The organism is Salmonella sp. 2020_1395, assembly GCF_043848115.1.
Classification (GTDB): Bacteria; Pseudomonadota; Gammaproteobacteria; order Enterobacterales; family Enterobacteriaceae; genus Salmonella; species Salmonella enterica.
Map to the genome: position 1 here is coordinate 122,770 of NZ_JBCMFH010000010.1, position 16,406 is coordinate 139,175.

General features: G+C 53.5%; 14 protein-coding genes. 10 read left to right on the forward strand and 4 right to left on the reverse strand.

Annotation, left to right across the window (positions count from 1 at the left end; all coding sequences use genetic code 11):
- Positions 1 to 210 precede the first annotated feature (210 nt).
- The 5 genes from ACH0WD_RS17020 (at position 211) to agp (ending at position 4,998) form a co-directional block, all read left to right on the forward strand.
- Positions 211 to 573 carry a copper resistance protein gene (locus tag ACH0WD_RS17020; RefSeq protein ID WP_001118901.1) on the forward strand — a complete coding sequence of 121 codons (363 nt, stop codon included), beginning with the start codon at positions 211 to 213 and terminating at the stop codon, positions 571 to 573.
- A gap of 48 nt (positions 574 to 621) precedes the next feature.
- Complete coding sequence (locus ACH0WD_RS17025) at positions 622 to 2,508, forward strand: protein-disulfide reductase DsbD (protein ID WP_000972961.1); 1,887 nt, start codon at positions 622 to 624, stop codon at positions 2,506 to 2,508.
- Positions 2,505 to 3,128 carry a DsbA family protein gene (locus ACH0WD_RS17030; protein WP_000876685.1) on the forward strand — a complete coding sequence of 208 codons (624 nt, stop codon included), beginning with the start codon at positions 2,505 to 2,507 and terminating at the stop codon, positions 3,126 to 3,128. The genes ACH0WD_RS17025 and ACH0WD_RS17030 overlap by 4 nt, the downstream gene beginning before the upstream one ends.
- Positions 3,118 to 3,624, forward strand: a complete 507-nt coding sequence (locus tag ACH0WD_RS17035) for a protein disulfide oxidoreductase (protein ID WP_000907529.1) — start codon at positions 3,118 to 3,120, stop codon at positions 3,622 to 3,624. The genes ACH0WD_RS17030 and ACH0WD_RS17035 overlap by 11 nt, the downstream gene beginning before the upstream one ends.
- A gap of 132 nt (positions 3,625 to 3,756) precedes the next feature.
- On the forward strand, positions 3,757 to 4,998 hold the full coding sequence (gene agp, locus ACH0WD_RS17040) for a bifunctional glucose-1-phosphatase/inositol phosphatase (RefSeq protein WP_000749201.1): 1,242 nt from the start codon (positions 3,757 to 3,759) through the stop codon (positions 4,996 to 4,998).
- A 33-nt stretch (positions 4,999 to 5,031) separates the two neighbouring features.
- Here the strand turns inward: agp and ACH0WD_RS17045 are convergent, their stop codons facing one another.
- Both ACH0WD_RS17045 and wrbA read right to left on the reverse strand, forming a co-directional pair.
- Positions 5,032 to 5,259 (reverse strand): YccJ family protein, encoded by a 228-nt coding sequence (locus tag ACH0WD_RS17045; protein ID WP_001143125.1) that lies wholly within the window; start codon positions 5,257 to 5,259, stop codon positions 5,032 to 5,034.
- 20 nt (positions 5,260 to 5,279) lie between these two features.
- The gene (gene wrbA, locus ACH0WD_RS17050; RefSeq protein WP_001062898.1) at positions 5,280 to 5,876 is read right to left on the reverse strand and encodes an NAD(P)H:quinone oxidoreductase; all 597 of its coding nucleotides are present in this window, start codon (positions 5,874 to 5,876) and stop codon (positions 5,280 to 5,282) included.
- A gap of 384 nt (positions 5,877 to 6,260) precedes the next feature.
- On the opposite strand from wrbA, the gene ACH0WD_RS17055 reads away from it, so the two are divergent.
- Complete coding sequence (locus tag ACH0WD_RS17055) at positions 6,261 to 6,428, forward strand: general stress protein (protein ID WP_001273663.1); 168 nt, start codon at positions 6,261 to 6,263, stop codon at positions 6,426 to 6,428.
- A 136-nt stretch (positions 6,429 to 6,564) separates the two neighbouring features.
- A complete protein-coding gene (gene rutR / locus ACH0WD_RS17060; protein WP_000083128.1) occupies positions 6,565 to 7,203 on the forward strand; it encodes an HTH-type transcriptional regulator RutR in 639 nt (212 codons plus the stop codon).
- Here rutR and ACH0WD_RS17065 read toward each other — a convergent pair.
- Positions 7,200 to 7,595 (reverse strand): lysozyme inhibitor LprI family protein, encoded by a 396-nt coding sequence (locus ACH0WD_RS17065; protein ID WP_000821064.1) that lies wholly within the window; start codon positions 7,593 to 7,595, stop codon positions 7,200 to 7,202. The genes rutR and ACH0WD_RS17065 overlap by 4 nt on opposite strands.
- Positions 7,596 to 7,653: 58 nt before the next feature.
- Positions 7,654 to 11,616: a trifunctional transcriptional regulator/proline dehydrogenase/L-glutamate gamma-semialdehyde dehydrogenase gene (gene putA / locus ACH0WD_RS17070; protein ID WP_000537494.1), complete on the reverse strand. Its 3,963-nt coding sequence runs from the start codon at positions 11,614 to 11,616 to the stop codon at positions 7,654 to 7,656.
- Between the two features lie 421 nt (positions 11,617 to 12,037).
- On the opposite strand from putA, the gene putP reads away from it, so the two are divergent.
- The 3 genes from putP (at position 12,038) to ACH0WD_RS17085 (ending at position 16,235) form a co-directional block, all read left to right on the forward strand.
- Positions 12,038 to 13,546, forward strand: coding sequence for a sodium/proline symporter PutP (putP, locus tag ACH0WD_RS17075; protein ID WP_001018462.1), 1,509 nt, complete (start codon positions 12,038 to 12,040; stop codon positions 13,544 to 13,546).
- 892 nt (positions 13,547 to 14,438) lie between these two features.
- Positions 14,439 to 15,227, forward strand: a complete 789-nt coding sequence (gene phoH / locus ACH0WD_RS17080) for a phosphate starvation-inducible protein PhoH (RefSeq protein WP_000533526.1) — start codon at positions 14,439 to 14,441, stop codon at positions 15,225 to 15,227.
- 348 nt (positions 15,228 to 15,575) lie between these two features.
- Positions 15,576 to 16,235, forward strand: coding sequence for a DUF2726 domain-containing protein (locus tag ACH0WD_RS17085; protein WP_000009241.1), 660 nt, complete (start codon positions 15,576 to 15,578; stop codon positions 16,233 to 16,235).
- Positions 16,236 to 16,406 lie beyond the last annotated feature (171 nt).

Genomic DNA, 16,406 nt, shown 5'->3' on the forward strand with positions numbered 1-16,406 from the left:
TACAGAAGGGACCCCAAAAAGGTTTCTCCACTAAGTGTAGGGTAAACCTGAAAAGTGCGTATGAAAACACCAGTTATATCATTAGTAAGAATAAATTACGTTGTTCGACTATCAGAAGGTTGCGCAGCGCGCCGACATAACTTTACAGGGGAAAGGTTGCCAAAACCGCGCCAGTGGCTAAGATAACTCGCGTTAAACAGTGAGGGCGCAATGGCGAAACAACAACGGATGGGGTGGTGGTTTCTTTGCCTTGCATGTGTCGTGGTAATGGTTTGTACCGCGCAACGCATGGCGGGCCTGCACGCCTTGCAGATGCAGGCGACGGCCTCTGCTGCGGTGGTCAGCGCTCCCTCCTCGACAGATGACGGCTCGCCGGTCACTCCCTGCGAATTAAGCGCCAAGTCGCTGCTGGCGGCGCCTCCGGTACTCTTTGAAGGCGCTATCCTTGCGCTTTGTCTACTGCTTTCCTTACTGGCGCCTGTCCGGATCATGCGCCTGCCGTTTTCGCCTCCACGGGCTATTTCGCCGCCCACATTACGGGTACATCTACGATTTTGTGTCTTCCGTGAATGACAGACCGGTTATTGCTAACGGTTAATTACTCATTCACGGAGAAAAAATATGATGATTTTGTTCAGGCGGATACTGTTCTGCCTGTTATGGCTTTGGCTGCCCGTCTCCTGGGCGGCGGAAAGCGGCTGGCTGCGTTCGCCCGATAACGACCATGCCAGCATACGGCTACGTGCCGATACGTCCGCTAACGGTGAGACCCGGCTGTTGCTTGACGTCAAACTGGAAAACGGCTGGAAAACCTACTGGCGCGCGCCGGGGGAAGGGGGCGTGGCGCCCTCTATCGCCTGGAAAGGCGACATGCCTGAGGTAAGCTGGTTCTGGCCAACCCCCTCGCGCTTTGATGTGGCGAATATCACCACCCAGGGATATCACGACGAGGTGACCTTTCCGATGATCGTGCGCGGTACGCCGCCGGCAACCTTGCGCGGCGTGTTGACGTTATCAACCTGCAGCAATGTTTGTCTGTTGACCGATTACCCCTTTTCCGTGACGCCCACTGTGCAGAATGCCGATTTTGCCCATGACTATGCGCGGGCGATGGGTAAAGTTCCGCTCCGCAGTGGGCTAACGGACTCGCTTGACGTCGGCTATCGCCCGGGAGAACTGGTGGTCACTGCTACGCGAGCGGCGGGCTGGTCATCGCCCGGGCTCTATCTTGACACCATAGATGACGTCGATTTTGCGAAGCCTCGCCTGCGCGTAGAGGGCGACAGGTTACAGGCGACGGTGCCGGTGACGGACAGTTGGGGCGAAAAGGCGCCCGATTTGCGCAACAAATCGCTGACCCTCGTGTTAGCCGATGGCGCTATCGCCCAGGAGAGCACGCAAACCATTGGCGCTGCGCCAGCGCAAACGCCGGACAATGCGGCGCTACCTTTCTGGCAAGTTGTAATGATGGCGCTGATCGGCGGACTGATTCTTAATTTAATGCCCTGCGTACTGCCGGTTCTGGGCATGAAACTTGGCTCTATTTTATTGGTAGAGGAAAAAAGCCGCTCTCACATCAGGCGACAATTTTTGGCTTCGGTCGCCGGTATCATTGCGTCATTTATGGCGCTGGCGGCGTTTATGACCCTCCTTCGCCTGTCAAACCATGCGCTGGCCTGGGGAGTCCAGTTCCAGAATGCATGGTTTATTGGTTTTATGGCGCTGGTGATGTTGTTGTTTAGCGCCAGCCTGTTCGGGCTTTTTGAGTTCAGGCTTCCCTCATCTATGACCACGAAACTGGCCACTTACGGCGGTAACGGTATGTCGGGACATTTCTGGCAGGGGGCATTCGCCACGCTGCTGGCGACGCCTTGTAGCGCGCCGTTTCTGGGCACGGCGGTCGCCGTGGCGCTCACGGCGTCGCTGCCGACGCTGTGGGGGCTGTTCCTTGCGCTTGGCCTGGGAATGAGCGCGCCGTGGCTACTGGTCGCGATACGACCAGGGCTTGCGCTACGTTTACCGCGCCCCGGGCGTTGGATGAATGTCCTGCGCAGGATCCTCGGTCTGATGATGCTGGGATCGGCTATCTGGCTGGCGACGTTACTCCTGCCGCATTTCGGCTTCACTGCGTCAAAGAGCGCGCAAGACACGGTTCAGTGGCAACCCTTGAGTGAACAGGCAATCCAGTCGGCGCTGGCGCAGCATAAGCGGGTATTTGTCGATGTCACTGCGGACTGGTGTATTACCTGTAAAGTGAATAAATACAACGTCCTGCAAAAAGAGGATGTGCAGGCCGCCTTGCAACAGCCGGATGTTGTGGCGCTGCGGGGAGACTGGACGCTGCCGTCCGATGCCATTACAGATTTTCTGAAAACGCGCGGCCAGGTCGCCGTGCCGTTTAATCAGGTATATGGCCCCGGCTTGCCGGAAGGGGAGGCACTGCCCACTTTGCTGACCCGCGATGCGGTATTACAAACGTTGAAAAAAGCGAAAGGAATAACCCAATGAAATACATGATTGTTTTACTGCTGGCGCTGTTTTCGACGCTGAGCATCGCGCAAGAAACCGCCCCTTTTACGCCGGATCAGGAAAAGCAGATTGAAAATCTGATCCATGCGGCGTTGTTTAACGATCCTGCCAGCCCGCGGATAGGCGCTAAACACCCTAAGCTGACGCTGGTGAACTTTACGGATTACAACTGTCCGTACTGCAAACAGCTCGATCCGATGCTGGAAAAGATTGTGCAGAAATATCCTGACGTTGCGGTCATTATTAAACCGCTGCCATTCAAAGGAGAGAGTTCCATACTGGCGGCGCGTATTGCGCTGACCACCTGGCGCGAGCATCCGCAACAGTTCCTCGCGCTACATGAAAAACTCATGCAAAAGCGCGGTTACCATACGGATGACAGTATTAAACAGGCCCAGCAGAAAGCAGGGGCTACGCCAGTGACTCTGGATGAAAAAAGCATGGAAACGATACGCACTAATTTGCAGTTGGCAAGGCTGGTCGGCGTGCAAGGAACGCCAGCGACGATCATTGGCGACGAGCTGATTCCGGGCGCAGTGCCCTGGGATACGCTGGAAGCGGTGGTGAAAGAAAAACTGGCGGCTGCCAATGGCGGGTAAACTGCGGCGTTGGCTGCGTGAAGCCGCGGTTTTTCTGGCGCTCCTCATCGCGATAATGGTGGTCATGGATGTCTGGCGCGCGCCGCAGGCGCCTCCGGCGTTTGCCACGACACCATTACGTACGCTGACGGGAGAGTCGACAACTCTGGCGACATTGAGCGAAGAACGCCCCGTACTGCTCTATTTTTGGGCCAGCTGGTGCGGGGTATGCCGCTTTACTACGCCTGCGGTCGCTCGCCTGGCGGCGGAAGGGGAAAACGTCATGACCGTTGCGCTCCGCTCCGGCGATGACGCTGAGGTTGCCCGCTGGCTGGCGCGCAAGGGCGTTGATTTCCCGGTCATCAATGATGCTAACGGCGCCTTATCCGCTGGATGGGAAATCAGCGTGACGCCAACGCTGGTGGTGGTTTCACAAGGTCGGGTTGTGTTCACCACCAGCGGCTGGACCAGCTATTGGGGCATGAAGCTTCGGCTGTGGTGGGCAAAAACGTTCTGAATATGCGCCGGGGTTTCCCGGCGCTAACGCGTTTACTGTAAGAAAAACCCCCGTTTTGCGAAATCGTTCCCGGAAAAATGATCCATTTCTGTCACACTCAGAACGATTTGATAACAACAAGAGGTCATAGGGATGAAAAAATCATTACTCGCTGTTGCTGTGGCAGGGGCTGTTTTGTTGTCATCTGCCGTACAGGCGCAGACAACGCCGGAGGGTTATCAATTACAACAGGTGCTGATGATGAGCCGCCATAATCTGCGGGCGCCGCTGGCGAATAATGGCAGCGTACTGGCGCAGTCGACGCCGAACGCCTGGCCGGCGTGGGACGTTCCCGGCGGGCAACTGACGACGAAAGGCGGCGTGCTGGAAGTCTATATGGGACACTACACACGTGAATGGCTGGTCGCGCAGGGGCTGATACCGTCGGGAGAATGTCCGGCGCCCGACACGGTATATGCCTATGCGAATAGTTTGCAGCGCACCGTCGCCACCGCGCAATTTTTCATTACCGGCGCTTTCCCCGGCTGTGATATTCCTGTTCATCATCAGGAAAAAATGGGCACTATGGACCCTACCTTCAATCCGGTAATTACCGATGATTCCGCCGCGTTCCGGCAACAGGCCGTACAGGCGATGGAAAAGGCGCGTAGTCAGCTACATCTTGATGAGAGTTATAAACTGCTTGAGCAGATAACGCATTATCAGGACTCGCCGTCCTGCAAAGAGAAGCATCAGTGTTCGCTAATCGACGCGAAAGATACCTTCAGCGCGAACTATCAGCAAGAGCCTGGCGTGCAGGGGCCGCTGAAAGTAGGGAACTCGCTGGTGGATGCGTTTACCCTGCAATATTACGAAGGGTTTCCGATGGATCAGGTCGCCTGGGGCGGCATCCACACCGATCGGCAGTGGAAGGTGCTGTCAAAACTGAAAAACGGCTATCAGGACAGCCTGTTTACCTCACCCACGGTGGCGCGCAATGTCGCTGCGCCGCTGGTGAAATATATCGATAAGGTGCTGGTTGCCGATCGCGTTAGCGCGCCGAAGGTTACCGTGCTGGTGGGGCATGATTCCAATATCGCGTCGCTGCTGACGGCCCTGGATTTTAAACCCTATCAGCTCCATGACCAGTATGAGAGAACGCCGATTGGCGGTCAGCTTGTCTTCCAACGCTGGCATGACGGCAACGCTAACCGGGATTTGATGAAAATCGAGTATGTCTACCAGAGCGCCCGGCAGTTACGTAACGCGGAAGCGTTAACGCTCAAATCGCCCGCGCAAAGGGTAACCCTGGAACTGAAAGGATGTCCGGTGGATGCGAACGGCTTCTGTCCGCTGGATAAGTTCGATAACGTCATGAACACTGCTGCAAAATAGCCATATGCCCCCGCGCAGGCGGGGGCGTTTGTGTTATACGTTTTTACGTTCGATGATTTGTTCGCCCCAGAAGAGCGAGTCTTTGTCCGTTTTCTCAAAGGCTTTGATCAGCACCTCATCGCTACCTTCTTCCCATATTTTTTCTGCCAGTTTCTCGTCATAGTGAGCGACTTCAAAAATGGCTTCGGCAATTTCCGGCGACGTATTACGCAGGCTTGCCCATTCGCCGACGCGGTGCGCTTTTGCTTCTTGAGTTGGCATTCGAATCCTCCTGTTGAAGATTAGCCGTTGAGTTTGACTGCCAGACCGGCGACGTATTCCCCCTGATAGCGAGCGATAGATAGTTCCTCCTGGCTTGGTTGACGTGAACCGTCGCCTCCGGCGATAGTCGTTGCGCCGTAAGGCGTGCCGCCGCGAACCTGGGAGACGTCAAAGAGTTCCTGTGCGGCATAGCCTATCGGGACAATCACCATCCCATGATGGGCAAGCGTAGTCCAGGTCGAGGTGATGGTCTGCTCCTGGCCGCCGCCCGTTCCGGTAGAACTGAACACGCTGCCGAGCTTGCCGTATAGCGCGCCGGATGCCCACAGTCCGCCGGTTTGGTCCAGGAAGGTACGCATCTGGCCTGACATATTGCCAAACCGGGTTGGCGTACCAAAAATAATGGCATCGTAATCCGCCAGCTCCTGTGGGGTGGCAACCGGTGCGTTTTGTGTTTTACCGCCAGCTTTTGCGAAGATTTCAGGCGGCATTGTTTCTGGCACACGCTTTATAATGACCTCTGCGCCGTCGACTTTCTTTGCCCCTTCCGCCACCGCATGCGCCATGGTTTCAATGTGTCCGTACATGGAATAATAGAGCACCAGAATCTTTGCCATTTGTACTACTCCTCAGATTAATCAGGTGTGTAGCGATTCGCTACGTCTATTTAAAGATATGCTCTCCTGTGAAGAGTGCAAATTTCAGCGCCATTTCTTTGATTTATAACAATAATTAATTTGGCGACCTTTGTTGCAAAATGATACATTTTTAAGCGCTTTGATTTTTCCAAATATAAGAATAACTTATTTATTTCTTATGGTTATTATTCTGTGTATTCGGCTTCTGATGTTGCAGAATATTTCGGTAAGCGGCCTACCACGGCGTTTTTCACTATGCTTAATGTTACGCGGCGTTACTGATGATATCGTTCATACGCTGCGCGAGGAGATACTCCTCATTACCTATGCAATATGATGTCTAATCTATGACGGAGGTCAGTAATGGCAAACCATCGTGGCGGTTCCGGTAATTTTGCGGAAGACCGCGAAAGAGCATCAGAAGCAGGTCGTAAAGGTGGTCAGCACAGCGGGGGCAATTTTAAGAATGACCCGCAGCGCGCATCCGAAGCAGGCAAAAAAGGGGGCAAAAGCAGTAACCGTAATAGCTAGCCTGCGTCACAACAGCAAGACGCTGAGCGTTTCGCGCTAAAAAGCGTCATGCGCCACCGCCGCCGGATTTCCGGCGGTTTTTTTGTTTATAAGCCGGATTTGGTATGCTTGCGTCCTGACAAAAAGGAGAGGGCGCATGTCGCAACGCACAGAGAAAAAAATCGGGAAACGCTCGCAGGCCACCGGTGCAAAACGGCAGCTTATCTTAACCGCCGCGCTTGCCGTTTTTTCCCAGTATGGCATTCATGGCGCGCGTCTTGAGCAGGTCGCCGAGCGGGCAGGCGTCTCCAAAACCAATCTGCTTTATTATTATCCCTCGAAAGAGGCGCTGTATGTCGCGGTAATGCGACAGATCCTGGATGTCTGGCTGGCGCCGCTCAAGGCGTTTCGCGCAGAATTTTCCCCTCTGGAGGCCATCAAAGAGTATATCCGTCTCAAGCTGGAGGTTTCGCGTGATTATCCGCAGGCGTCGCGGCTCTTCTGCATGGAGATGCTGGCGGGCGCGCCGCTCTTAATGGAGGAACTGACCGGCGATCTAAAAGCGTTGATAGATGAAAAATCCGCGCTGATTGCCGGATGGGTGCACAGCGGGAAACTGGCGCCCGTCTCCCCGCACCATTTGATCTTCATGATTTGGGCCGCCACGCAACATTACGCCGATTTTGCCCCTCAGGTTGAAGCGGTAACCGGCGCGACGCTTCGCGATGAAGCCTTTTTTAACCAAACGGTCGAAAGCGTTCAGCGCATTATTATTGAAGGGATTCGCGTGCGTTAACCGGCTGGCGGCAGTGGGCAGCTCAAATCACCCTCTTCACATTGCAGCAGCGAGGCTAAAAACGCTTCGCGTTCGTTCGTTTTATCGGTCAGGCACTGGCTGGCGATCATGGGTTGCACGCTGCCGCCCTCCGTACCTGAGCGAATCAGAGCGCAATCGGCGTCCCGCAGTGCAATCCATGCCACCTGCGCTTTTTGCAACAGCTCACGCTGCGGCGGTTGCGCACGCTTAAGCGCGCTTTGATAGGTTTCGTTCAGCTTTTTATCTGCCGCCTGGTATTGCGCGGCGGCGCAGCGATTCATTTCCAGCTGCGTACTGGCGCTGGCACACTCATCGGCCAACGCCTGACTGCTGAACAACAACGCCGCGCAGGTAAGGAAAATTCGTTTCATACGGTCCTCTGACGCGAGTAAAAAGGCTCCATTGACGGAGCCTTAATTAACCACAGTATTAGCCAATTGTCATCAGGCTGGCATTACCGCCAGCGGCGGCAGTGTTTACGCTCAGCGAACGTTCAATATAGAGCCGTTCCAGCAGTATATTGCTTTCGCCGCGGGCGAACCCCTGTACCGACACTATCGCGCCTTCGCGGGCGGCGACGGCTTCGCACACGGTTCGCAGCTTGTCGGAGTCGCCGTGGAAAATCACCGCGTCAAACGGCTGCGCCATCAGCGTTTCCGCTTTCGCAAACTGGACACGCGCCGCAACGGCGGCGGGGAGACGCTTCGCCAGATCGCGGTGGAAGGCGTCGTCTGACCATAGCGCCTGACTGCCGACGGCGAGAACGGCGGCAAGCTGCGTCAACGCGTCATGTTCGTCATCAGCCAGGCATAATACCCGTTCACGCGGCAACAGCGTCCAGGTATTGCGCTCGCCGGTCGGCCCCGGTAGCAGGCGCTGCGTGCCGGCCTGGGCCAGATCGGCGAATTGTCGGCAGAGCGTCTGTAGCGCCGGGCGATCCGCCGCCCATTGCGTCAGGGCGGTCAACGGCGCGAGTAGCGTGGTTTTAAGCTGCGCATCCACCGGGTAACGCGCATCCTGACGAGTCAGCGTCGTATTGAGCGCATTGGGCGGGCGGTGTGCCAGCAGGCGGTAGAGATAGAGCGGTCCTCCCGCTTTTGGCCCGGTGCCGGACAGTCCTTCGCCGCCAAACGGCTGGACGCCGACGACCGCGCCCACCATATTACGGTTAACGTACAGGTTGCCGACATGGGCGGAACCGGTGGCTTGCGCAATGGTTTCATCAATACGGGTATGTACGCCCAGCGTTAGCCCGTAGCCGGAAGCGTTAATCTGTTCGATAAGCTCCGCCAGTTGGTTACGGTTATAACGCACGACGTGCAGCACGGGCCCGAAGACCTCTTTTTCCAGTTCTGCGAAGTTTTCCAGCTCAATAAGCGTGGGCATAACAAACGTACCGGTCTGCCATTCCTGCGCGTCATCGCTGTTTTCACGCGCGGCCTGGAAAACCGGGCGGCCTTTGGCGCGCATCGTCTGGATATGACGTTCAATGTTGGCTTTGGCCTCGCTATCGATCACCGGCCCGATATCGGTCGTCAGACGGCCTGGATTCCCCATCCGACACTCCGCCATCGCGCCGCGTAACATTTTCAGCGTATGTTCGGCGATATCGTCCTGCAAACACAGCACGCGGAGCGCGGAACAGCGTTGTCCGGCGCTGTCGAAAGCGGAAGCCAGCACATCCACGACCACCTGCTCGGTGAGCGCGGAAGAGTCGACAATCATAGCGTTCATACCGCCGGTTTCCGCAATCAACGGAATAGGGCGGCCCTGGGCGTCAAGACGCGTGGCGATGTTGCGCTGCAACAACGTCGCGACCTCCGTGGAACCGGTAAACATCACGCCGCGTACACGCGCATCGGCGGTAAGCTGGGCGCCGACGGTTTCTCCCCGTCCCGGCAACAGTTGCACGACGCCCGGCGGTACGCCCGCTTCCAGCAAAATGGCAATGCCCTGGGCGGCAATCAGCGATGTCTGCTCTGCCGGTTTCGCCAGAACGCTGTTACCTGCCGCCAGCGCGGCGGCGATTTGGCCGGTGAAAATGGCCAGCGGGAAGTTCCACGGACTGATACAGACCACCGGCCCTAACGGGCGATGCGTTTCGTTATCGAAATCGTCACGTACTTGACCGGCATAATAATGGAGGAAGTCTACCGCTTCGCGCACTTCGGCAATGGCGTTGCTGAACGTTTTCCCCGCTTCACGCACCAACAGGCCAATCAACTGCTGCATTTGGTCTTCCATCAATACCGCCGCCCGCTGCAAAATAGCGGCGCGTTCTTGCGGCGGCGTCGCAAACCAAACCGGCGCCTGATTGACCGCGTTTTGCAATGCCTGTTCAACCTCGCTTTCTGTCGCTTCGCGTCCCCAGCCGACAATATCTTTCGGTTCCGCCGGGTTGATAACCGGCGTCATCTCACCGTCGGCCACCGGTTGTTCCAGCACAGGTTTGGCCTGCCATTTCTGCATGGCGTTGCTTAACAGGGCAGAAGAAAGCGAGGCGAGGCGATGTTCATTCGCTAAATCAAGTCCGGCGGAGTTTATCCGACCTTCGCCGTACAGATCGCGCGGCAGCGGAATTTTCGGATGCGGTATGCCAGCCTGACCTTCCTGCTGCGCCAGTTTTTCCACGGCCTCGACCGGGTCCGCCACCAGTTCATCGAGCGGTAGGGTGGCATCGGCGATGCGGTTGACAAAAGAGGTGTTGGCGCCGTTTTCCAGCAGGCGTCGTACCAGATAGGCCAGCAGGGTTTCGTGTGTTCCCACCGGCGCGTAAATACGGCAGGGACGGTTAAGTTTTCCGTCCGCCACTTTACCGGTGACCTGTTCATACAGCGGTTCGCCCATGCCGTGCAGGCACTGGAATTCGTACTGACCCGGATAGTAATTTTGCCCGGCCAGATGATAAATCGCTGCCAGTGTGTGTGCGTTATGGGTCGCGAACTGCGGGTAGATCAGATTAGGTACGGCAAGCAATTTTTTCGCGCAGGCCAGATAAGAGACATCGGTATACACTTTGCGGGTATAAACCGGATAGCCCTCCAGCCCTTCCATTTGCGCGCGTTTGATTTCGCTATCCCAGTAGGCGCCTTTCACCAGGCGAATCATCAGCCGACGGCGGCTACGGGAGGCCAGATCGACTAAATAATCAATGACCAGCGGGCAGCGTTTCTGGTAAGCCTGAATCACAAAGCCAATGCCGTTCCAGCCCGCCAGTTCGGGTTCGAAGCAGAGTTTTTCCAGCAGATCGAGCGAGATCTCCAGACGATCCGCCTCTTCGGCGTCGATATTGAGACCGATATCATACTGGCGCGCCAGCAGCGTCAGGGATTTCAGGCGCGGATAAAGCTCCTCCATTACCCGATCGTATTGCGCGCGACTATAGCGTGGATGCAGGGCGGACAGCTTAATCGAGATGCCTGGCCCTTCGTAAATACCGCGACCGTTAGACGCTTTGCCGATGGCATGAATCGCTTGCTGGTAAGAAACCATATAGGCCTGCGCATCGGCGGCGGTTAACGCGGCTTCGCCCAGCATATCGTAAGAATAGCGGAACCCTTTCTCTTCCAGTTTTCGGGCATTCGCCAGCGCCTGAGCAATGGTTTCGCCAGTCACGAACTGCTCTCCCATTAAACGCATCGCCATGTCGACGCCTTTGCGGATTAACGGTTCGCCGCTCTTGCCGATAATGCGGTTCAGCGAGCGCGAAAGATTGGCTTCGTTATGCGTTGAGACCAGTCGGCCGGTAAAGAGCAGCCCCCAGGTGGCGGCGTTTACAAACAGCGACGGGCTACGGCCAATATGCGACTGCCAGTTGCCATTACTGATTTTGTCGCGAATTAACGCATCGCGCGTAGCTTTGTCGGGAATACGCAGCAGCGCTTCCGCCAGACACATCAGCGCTACGCCTTCTTGCGAAGAGAGGGAAAACTCCTGCAACAGGCCTTGCACCATACCCGCGCGACCGCTGGCGGATTTTTGATTGCGCAATTTCTCCGCCAGTTGATACGCCAGTTTATGCGCCTGCTCAGCGACAGGCGGCGACAGGCGCGCCTGTTCCATTAGCATTGACACCGCATCGGTTTCCGGGCGGCGCCAGGCGGCGGTGATGGCGGCGCGAGAGACGGATTGGGGAAGAATCTGTTCGGCAAACTCCAGAAAGGGCTGATGCGGCTCATCCTGCGGCGCGACCGGCTCCTCGCTTTCATTTGCCGCGCCGGCAAACAGCGCAGGTAGCTCCGGTAGCGTATCGCTATTTTCCAGCTTGTCCAGATAGCTAAAGATTGCCTGTTTTATTAACCAGTGCGGCGTGCGATCGATACGCGACGCGGCCATTTTGATCCGTTCGCGCGTGGCGTCGTCCAGCTTAACCCCCATCGTGGTGGTTCCCATACCCTCTACTCCTGTTATTCGCTCTATCTGCTAACCAATAGTTAGCGGAAAATATCCACTATGTTGCAACTTTGTGCAACCGCGTTAAATGTGACCTGCGTTGCAAGCTTAAAAATGAATAAATTGTTAAAAAAAGAAAGGGGGAGTCTGACGGGGAAAACCATCTGGATTTATTTTCTCTGCGGTAGTTAACACTTTTAAAAGGTGCAACCGCAAAAAATGTGAGAGAGTGCAACCTGGAGAAAAATAGTATCCCTCTGCAATCAAATTTGATGTAAATGGTGTGTTAAATCGATTGTGAATAACCACCGCTTCCGGCAGGATACGGTCGCCCTGGTAAACATAACACCCTTGCCACGTTCCGGCAGGGTACAAAACGGCACGCTACGGTAGTGCCAATAAATAAATTTGGAGAACCTTGATGGCTATTAGCACACCGATGTTGGTGACATTCTGTGTCTATATCTTTGGCATGATATTGATTGGGTTTATCGCCTGGCGCTCAACCAAAAACTTTGATGACTATATTCTTGGCGGTCGCAGTCTGGGGCCGTTTGTTACGGCTTTATCAGCCGGCGCGTCGGATATGAGCGGCTGGCTGTTAATGGGGCTGCCTGGCGCTATCTTTCTGTCGGGGATCTCTGAAAGCTGGATCGCCATTGGCCTGACGTTAGGCGCATGGATTAACTGGAAGCTGGTGGCCGGGCGCCTGCGCGTGCATACCGAATTTAACAATAACGCGCTCACGCTGCCGGACTATTTTACCGGTCGGTTTGAAGATAAGAGCCGAGTCCTGCGTATTATTTCCGCGCTGGTCATTCTGCTGTTTTTCACTATCTATTGCGCATCAGGTATTGTCGCTGGGGCACGACTGTTCGAAAGCACCTTCGGTATGAGCTATGAAACCGCACTGTGGGCGGGGGCCGCGGCAACCATTATTTATACCTTTATCGGCGGGTTTCTTGCCGTTAGCTGGACGGATACCGTTCAGGCCAGCCTGATGATTTTTGCGTTAATCCTGACGCCGGTGATGGTTATTGTCGGCGTAGGCGATTTTAGCGAGTCGCTGGAGGTGATCAAGCAAAAGAGCATCGAGAATGTCGACATGCTCAAGGGGCTGAATTTTGTCGCTATTATTTCTCTGATGGGCTGGGGACTGGGTTACTTCGGTCAGCCGCATATCCTGGCGCGCTTTATGGCGGCGGATTCCCATCACAGCATTGTTCATGCGCGTCGTATCAGTATGACCTGGATGATTCTGTGTCTGGCGGGCGCGGTGGCGGTGGGCTTCTTTGGCATTGCGTACTTTAACAATAACCCCGCGCTGGCCGGGGCGGTGAACCAAAACTCAGAACGCGTATTTATTGAACTGGCGCAGATCCTGTTTAACCCGTGGATTGCCGGTGTTCTGCTGTCTGCTATCCTGGCGGCGGTGATGTCGACGTTGAGCTGTCAGTTGCTGGTATGCTCCAGCGCGATTACAGAAGATTTATATAAGGCTTTTCTGCGTAAAAGCGCCAGCCAGCAAGAGCTGGTATGGGTAGGGCGAGTGATGGTGCTGGTGGTAGCGCTGATCGCCATTGCGCTGGCGGCGAACCCCGATAACCGTGTGCTGGGGCTGGTGAGCTACGCCTGGGCTGGATTCGGCGCGGCATTTGGACCTGTTGTCCTGTTTTCTGTGATGTGGTCGCGTATGACACGTAACGGCGCGCTGGCGGGAATGATTATTGGCGCGGTGACGGTTATCGTCTGGAAACAATATGGTTGGCTGGATCTGTATGAGATCATCCCTGGCTTTATTTTCGGCAGCCTGGGGATCGTAATCTTTAGCCTGCTTGGCAAAGCGCCGACAGCAGCGATGCAGGAACGCTTTGCAAAAGCGGACGCGCATTATCATTCCGCGCCGCCGTCGAAGCTACAGGCGGAATAACCGACATGTCCGATAGCATTATTGCCATCGGACATATTTTACCAGGCGGCGTTATACGCCTGCCTGGTCCTCTGATAAGTCCCGGACCGATTGACTGAAGATGTTCAGGTAAATGAGGACGCTCTCTCAAACTATTTTTAGCCCTTGAGCGCCGTTAACGCGGCCGTAATACGTCTCGAGTAATCACTAACTGGCCATATATGAAATCGCCTGTTAATGGTACCAATAGCCTTGACGCAATAGGGTAATGACAAAAATTAAAACGAGTCAGCGTTACTCGCGTAAGTATGCCGCACAAAATTTTGCATAAATAATGCCGTTTTAGTGATGGGAGAGAGGACACGTTAATTACTCCATTTTAACCTTTTATATGTTGAATATTCAATGGCTTATGGGTAGTTTCACCATTAATACCCGCAGTAGCTAATGATTATCTTTTTTAGTCTCCTGCCGATGAAATAATCGTGTAATCTTTCTGTAAGAGACTGACAATGACGCAATAATGTTTGGTTAATGTTTGGTGAATATATTGTTGCATTATTGATGTTTTGTGTTGTACTTAGTAGTAATAGCGGTAGTTCCCCGGCAGTGATGGTCACTCACTATGGAGATCGCGAATGGTAATGTCCGCACCAGGACACATTGTTTACAGTAGTTACAACACCCTGTACGGACATTCTCTCTCCGGTGGTGGTCTTGTCACCTTAAAAGCTCTCATCATTTCTCTTACTGTCCATACCCATGACGTCATATGTGGTGCGCGTAGCCGTGTGTGGCGTCGTTTCAAAAAGCAAGCTAAGGCTTACAAGGAAGCCAACCCTCAGATGTGTGTGCGCATAATCGCGTTCAAGAGAACGCGGGTGATGTATACCTACAACTCAAGGTGCTATCCATGGGAAGACAAAAAGCAGTGATCAAAGCTCGTCGTGAAGCAAAGCGTGTGTTGAGACGAGATTCGCGTAGTCATAAGCAACGTGAAGAAGAATCGGTCACGTCACTGGTACAGATGGGCGGAGTAGAAGCCATTGGCATGGCGCGCGATAGTCGCGATACCTCTCCTGTTAAGGCGCGAAATGAAGCACAGGCGCATTATCTGAACGCTATCGACAGTAAACAGCTTATTTTTGCGACCGGCGAAGCCGGCTGCGGAAAAACATGGATCAGTGCGGCAAAGGCGGCAGAAGCATTGATTCATAAGGACGTCGAGAGGATCATTGTGACGCGTCCGGTATTGCAGGCTGATGAAGATCTTGGTTTTTTGCCCGGTGATATCGCTGAAAAATTCGCGCCTTATTTTCGTCCCGTCTACGATGTCCTGCTTAAACGGTTGGGCGCGTCCTTTATGCAATATTGTTTGCGCCCGGAAATCGGTAAGGTAGAAATTGCCCCGTTCGCCTATATGCGTGGGCGTACTTTTGAAAATGCGGTCGTGATCCTCGACGAGGCGCAAAATGTGACTGCGGCGCAAATGAAAATGTTTTTGACGCGATTAGGCGAAAATGTCACGGTCATTGTCAATGGCGATATTACGCAATGCGACCTGCCGCGCGGCGTGCGTTCCGGGTTGAGCGATGCGTTGGAACGCTTTGAAGAAGATGAAATGGTAGGGATTGTGCATTTCAACAAAGACGACTGCGTGCGCTCGGCGCTTTGTCAGCGCGCGTTGCAAGCCTATGGTTGAATGAGCTCTTATAATGCCAGCAGACATGGCCAAGGGAAGTCATTGTTTGTACCCGCAAACAGGATAACACCGGCCATGTCTGTTTATTTATTGCTCAATGAATTTAAGATAAAGCTTAATTATATCAGTCCTGTCTTAAAATAATTTTAATAATGTAATCATCTGAATTACACACATACTATTTATCTTCAAAATATTACTGTTGCCAGAAAAGATGAGTGGCTACATTCATAAAAATATTATACTGTCTGTAAATTAACTGCATTGGTAAAGATATTTTATGATAACGCACTATCAATGTTGCTTGTGAAATATAATTGAAATTGATTGAATGGATAGTAATTAATTATGAGCTTTATGTTTTTTGTCAGTTGCCTTGCCATCGCTTTTGCCCTGGGAATCGTTGTTGCACGGAAATTAATGCCTCGTACTGGCTATAAGTTGCCACCGACTGCGCCAGCGCAACCAGCGACGTATACGCCGAAACCTTATGTTCCAGTAAAAAAATATCGCGATTCCCGTTGGCAAGAGCGTGACGAATTATTTCAGGGAATGGTTGATGAAGGCGTCTGGTTAGAAGGAAAGGAGTGGCTCATCACCCGTAGTGAAAAAATCTATTTTGATAATCTTGAAAAATGGTTTGGGCAATATTGTCATATTCATTGCCAGGTTTCTTTAGGTCGTTTGGTTAACTTTCCTGAACAACCTGGGTTTAGTGAAGAAGAACGAAAACGTTTTTTTATGATTTATAATAATATGGCGATGGATTATGTTCTGGTATCAAAAAAGAACAATAAAATTGTCTGCGTCATTGAGTTGGATGATCCGAGTCATGAGCGAGCAGACCGTATAACGCGCGATCGTTGGTTAAACATTATTATGTCGATTGCGCAAATACCTTTTGTCCGGGCCTCTGTAACGAAGATAGATGAAGAACCGCCGGTCTGGCAGACCCGTGATGCTGTTCGTCCATTTGTATCGGCGACAAAAAGCGAAAAAGTACACTGAGATTATGTTGATAATCCCTGCTGGGGGTTCCCTGCAGGTATGCAATTGACTAGTCCTGATATAGGTTGACAGTTTTTTGTCTGTAAAACGCCTGATGAACATCATCGGGCGTTTTGTATTTCAGGGCCAGGTGTGGCCGTTCATGGTTATAAATTGCCACGGACTCTTTTA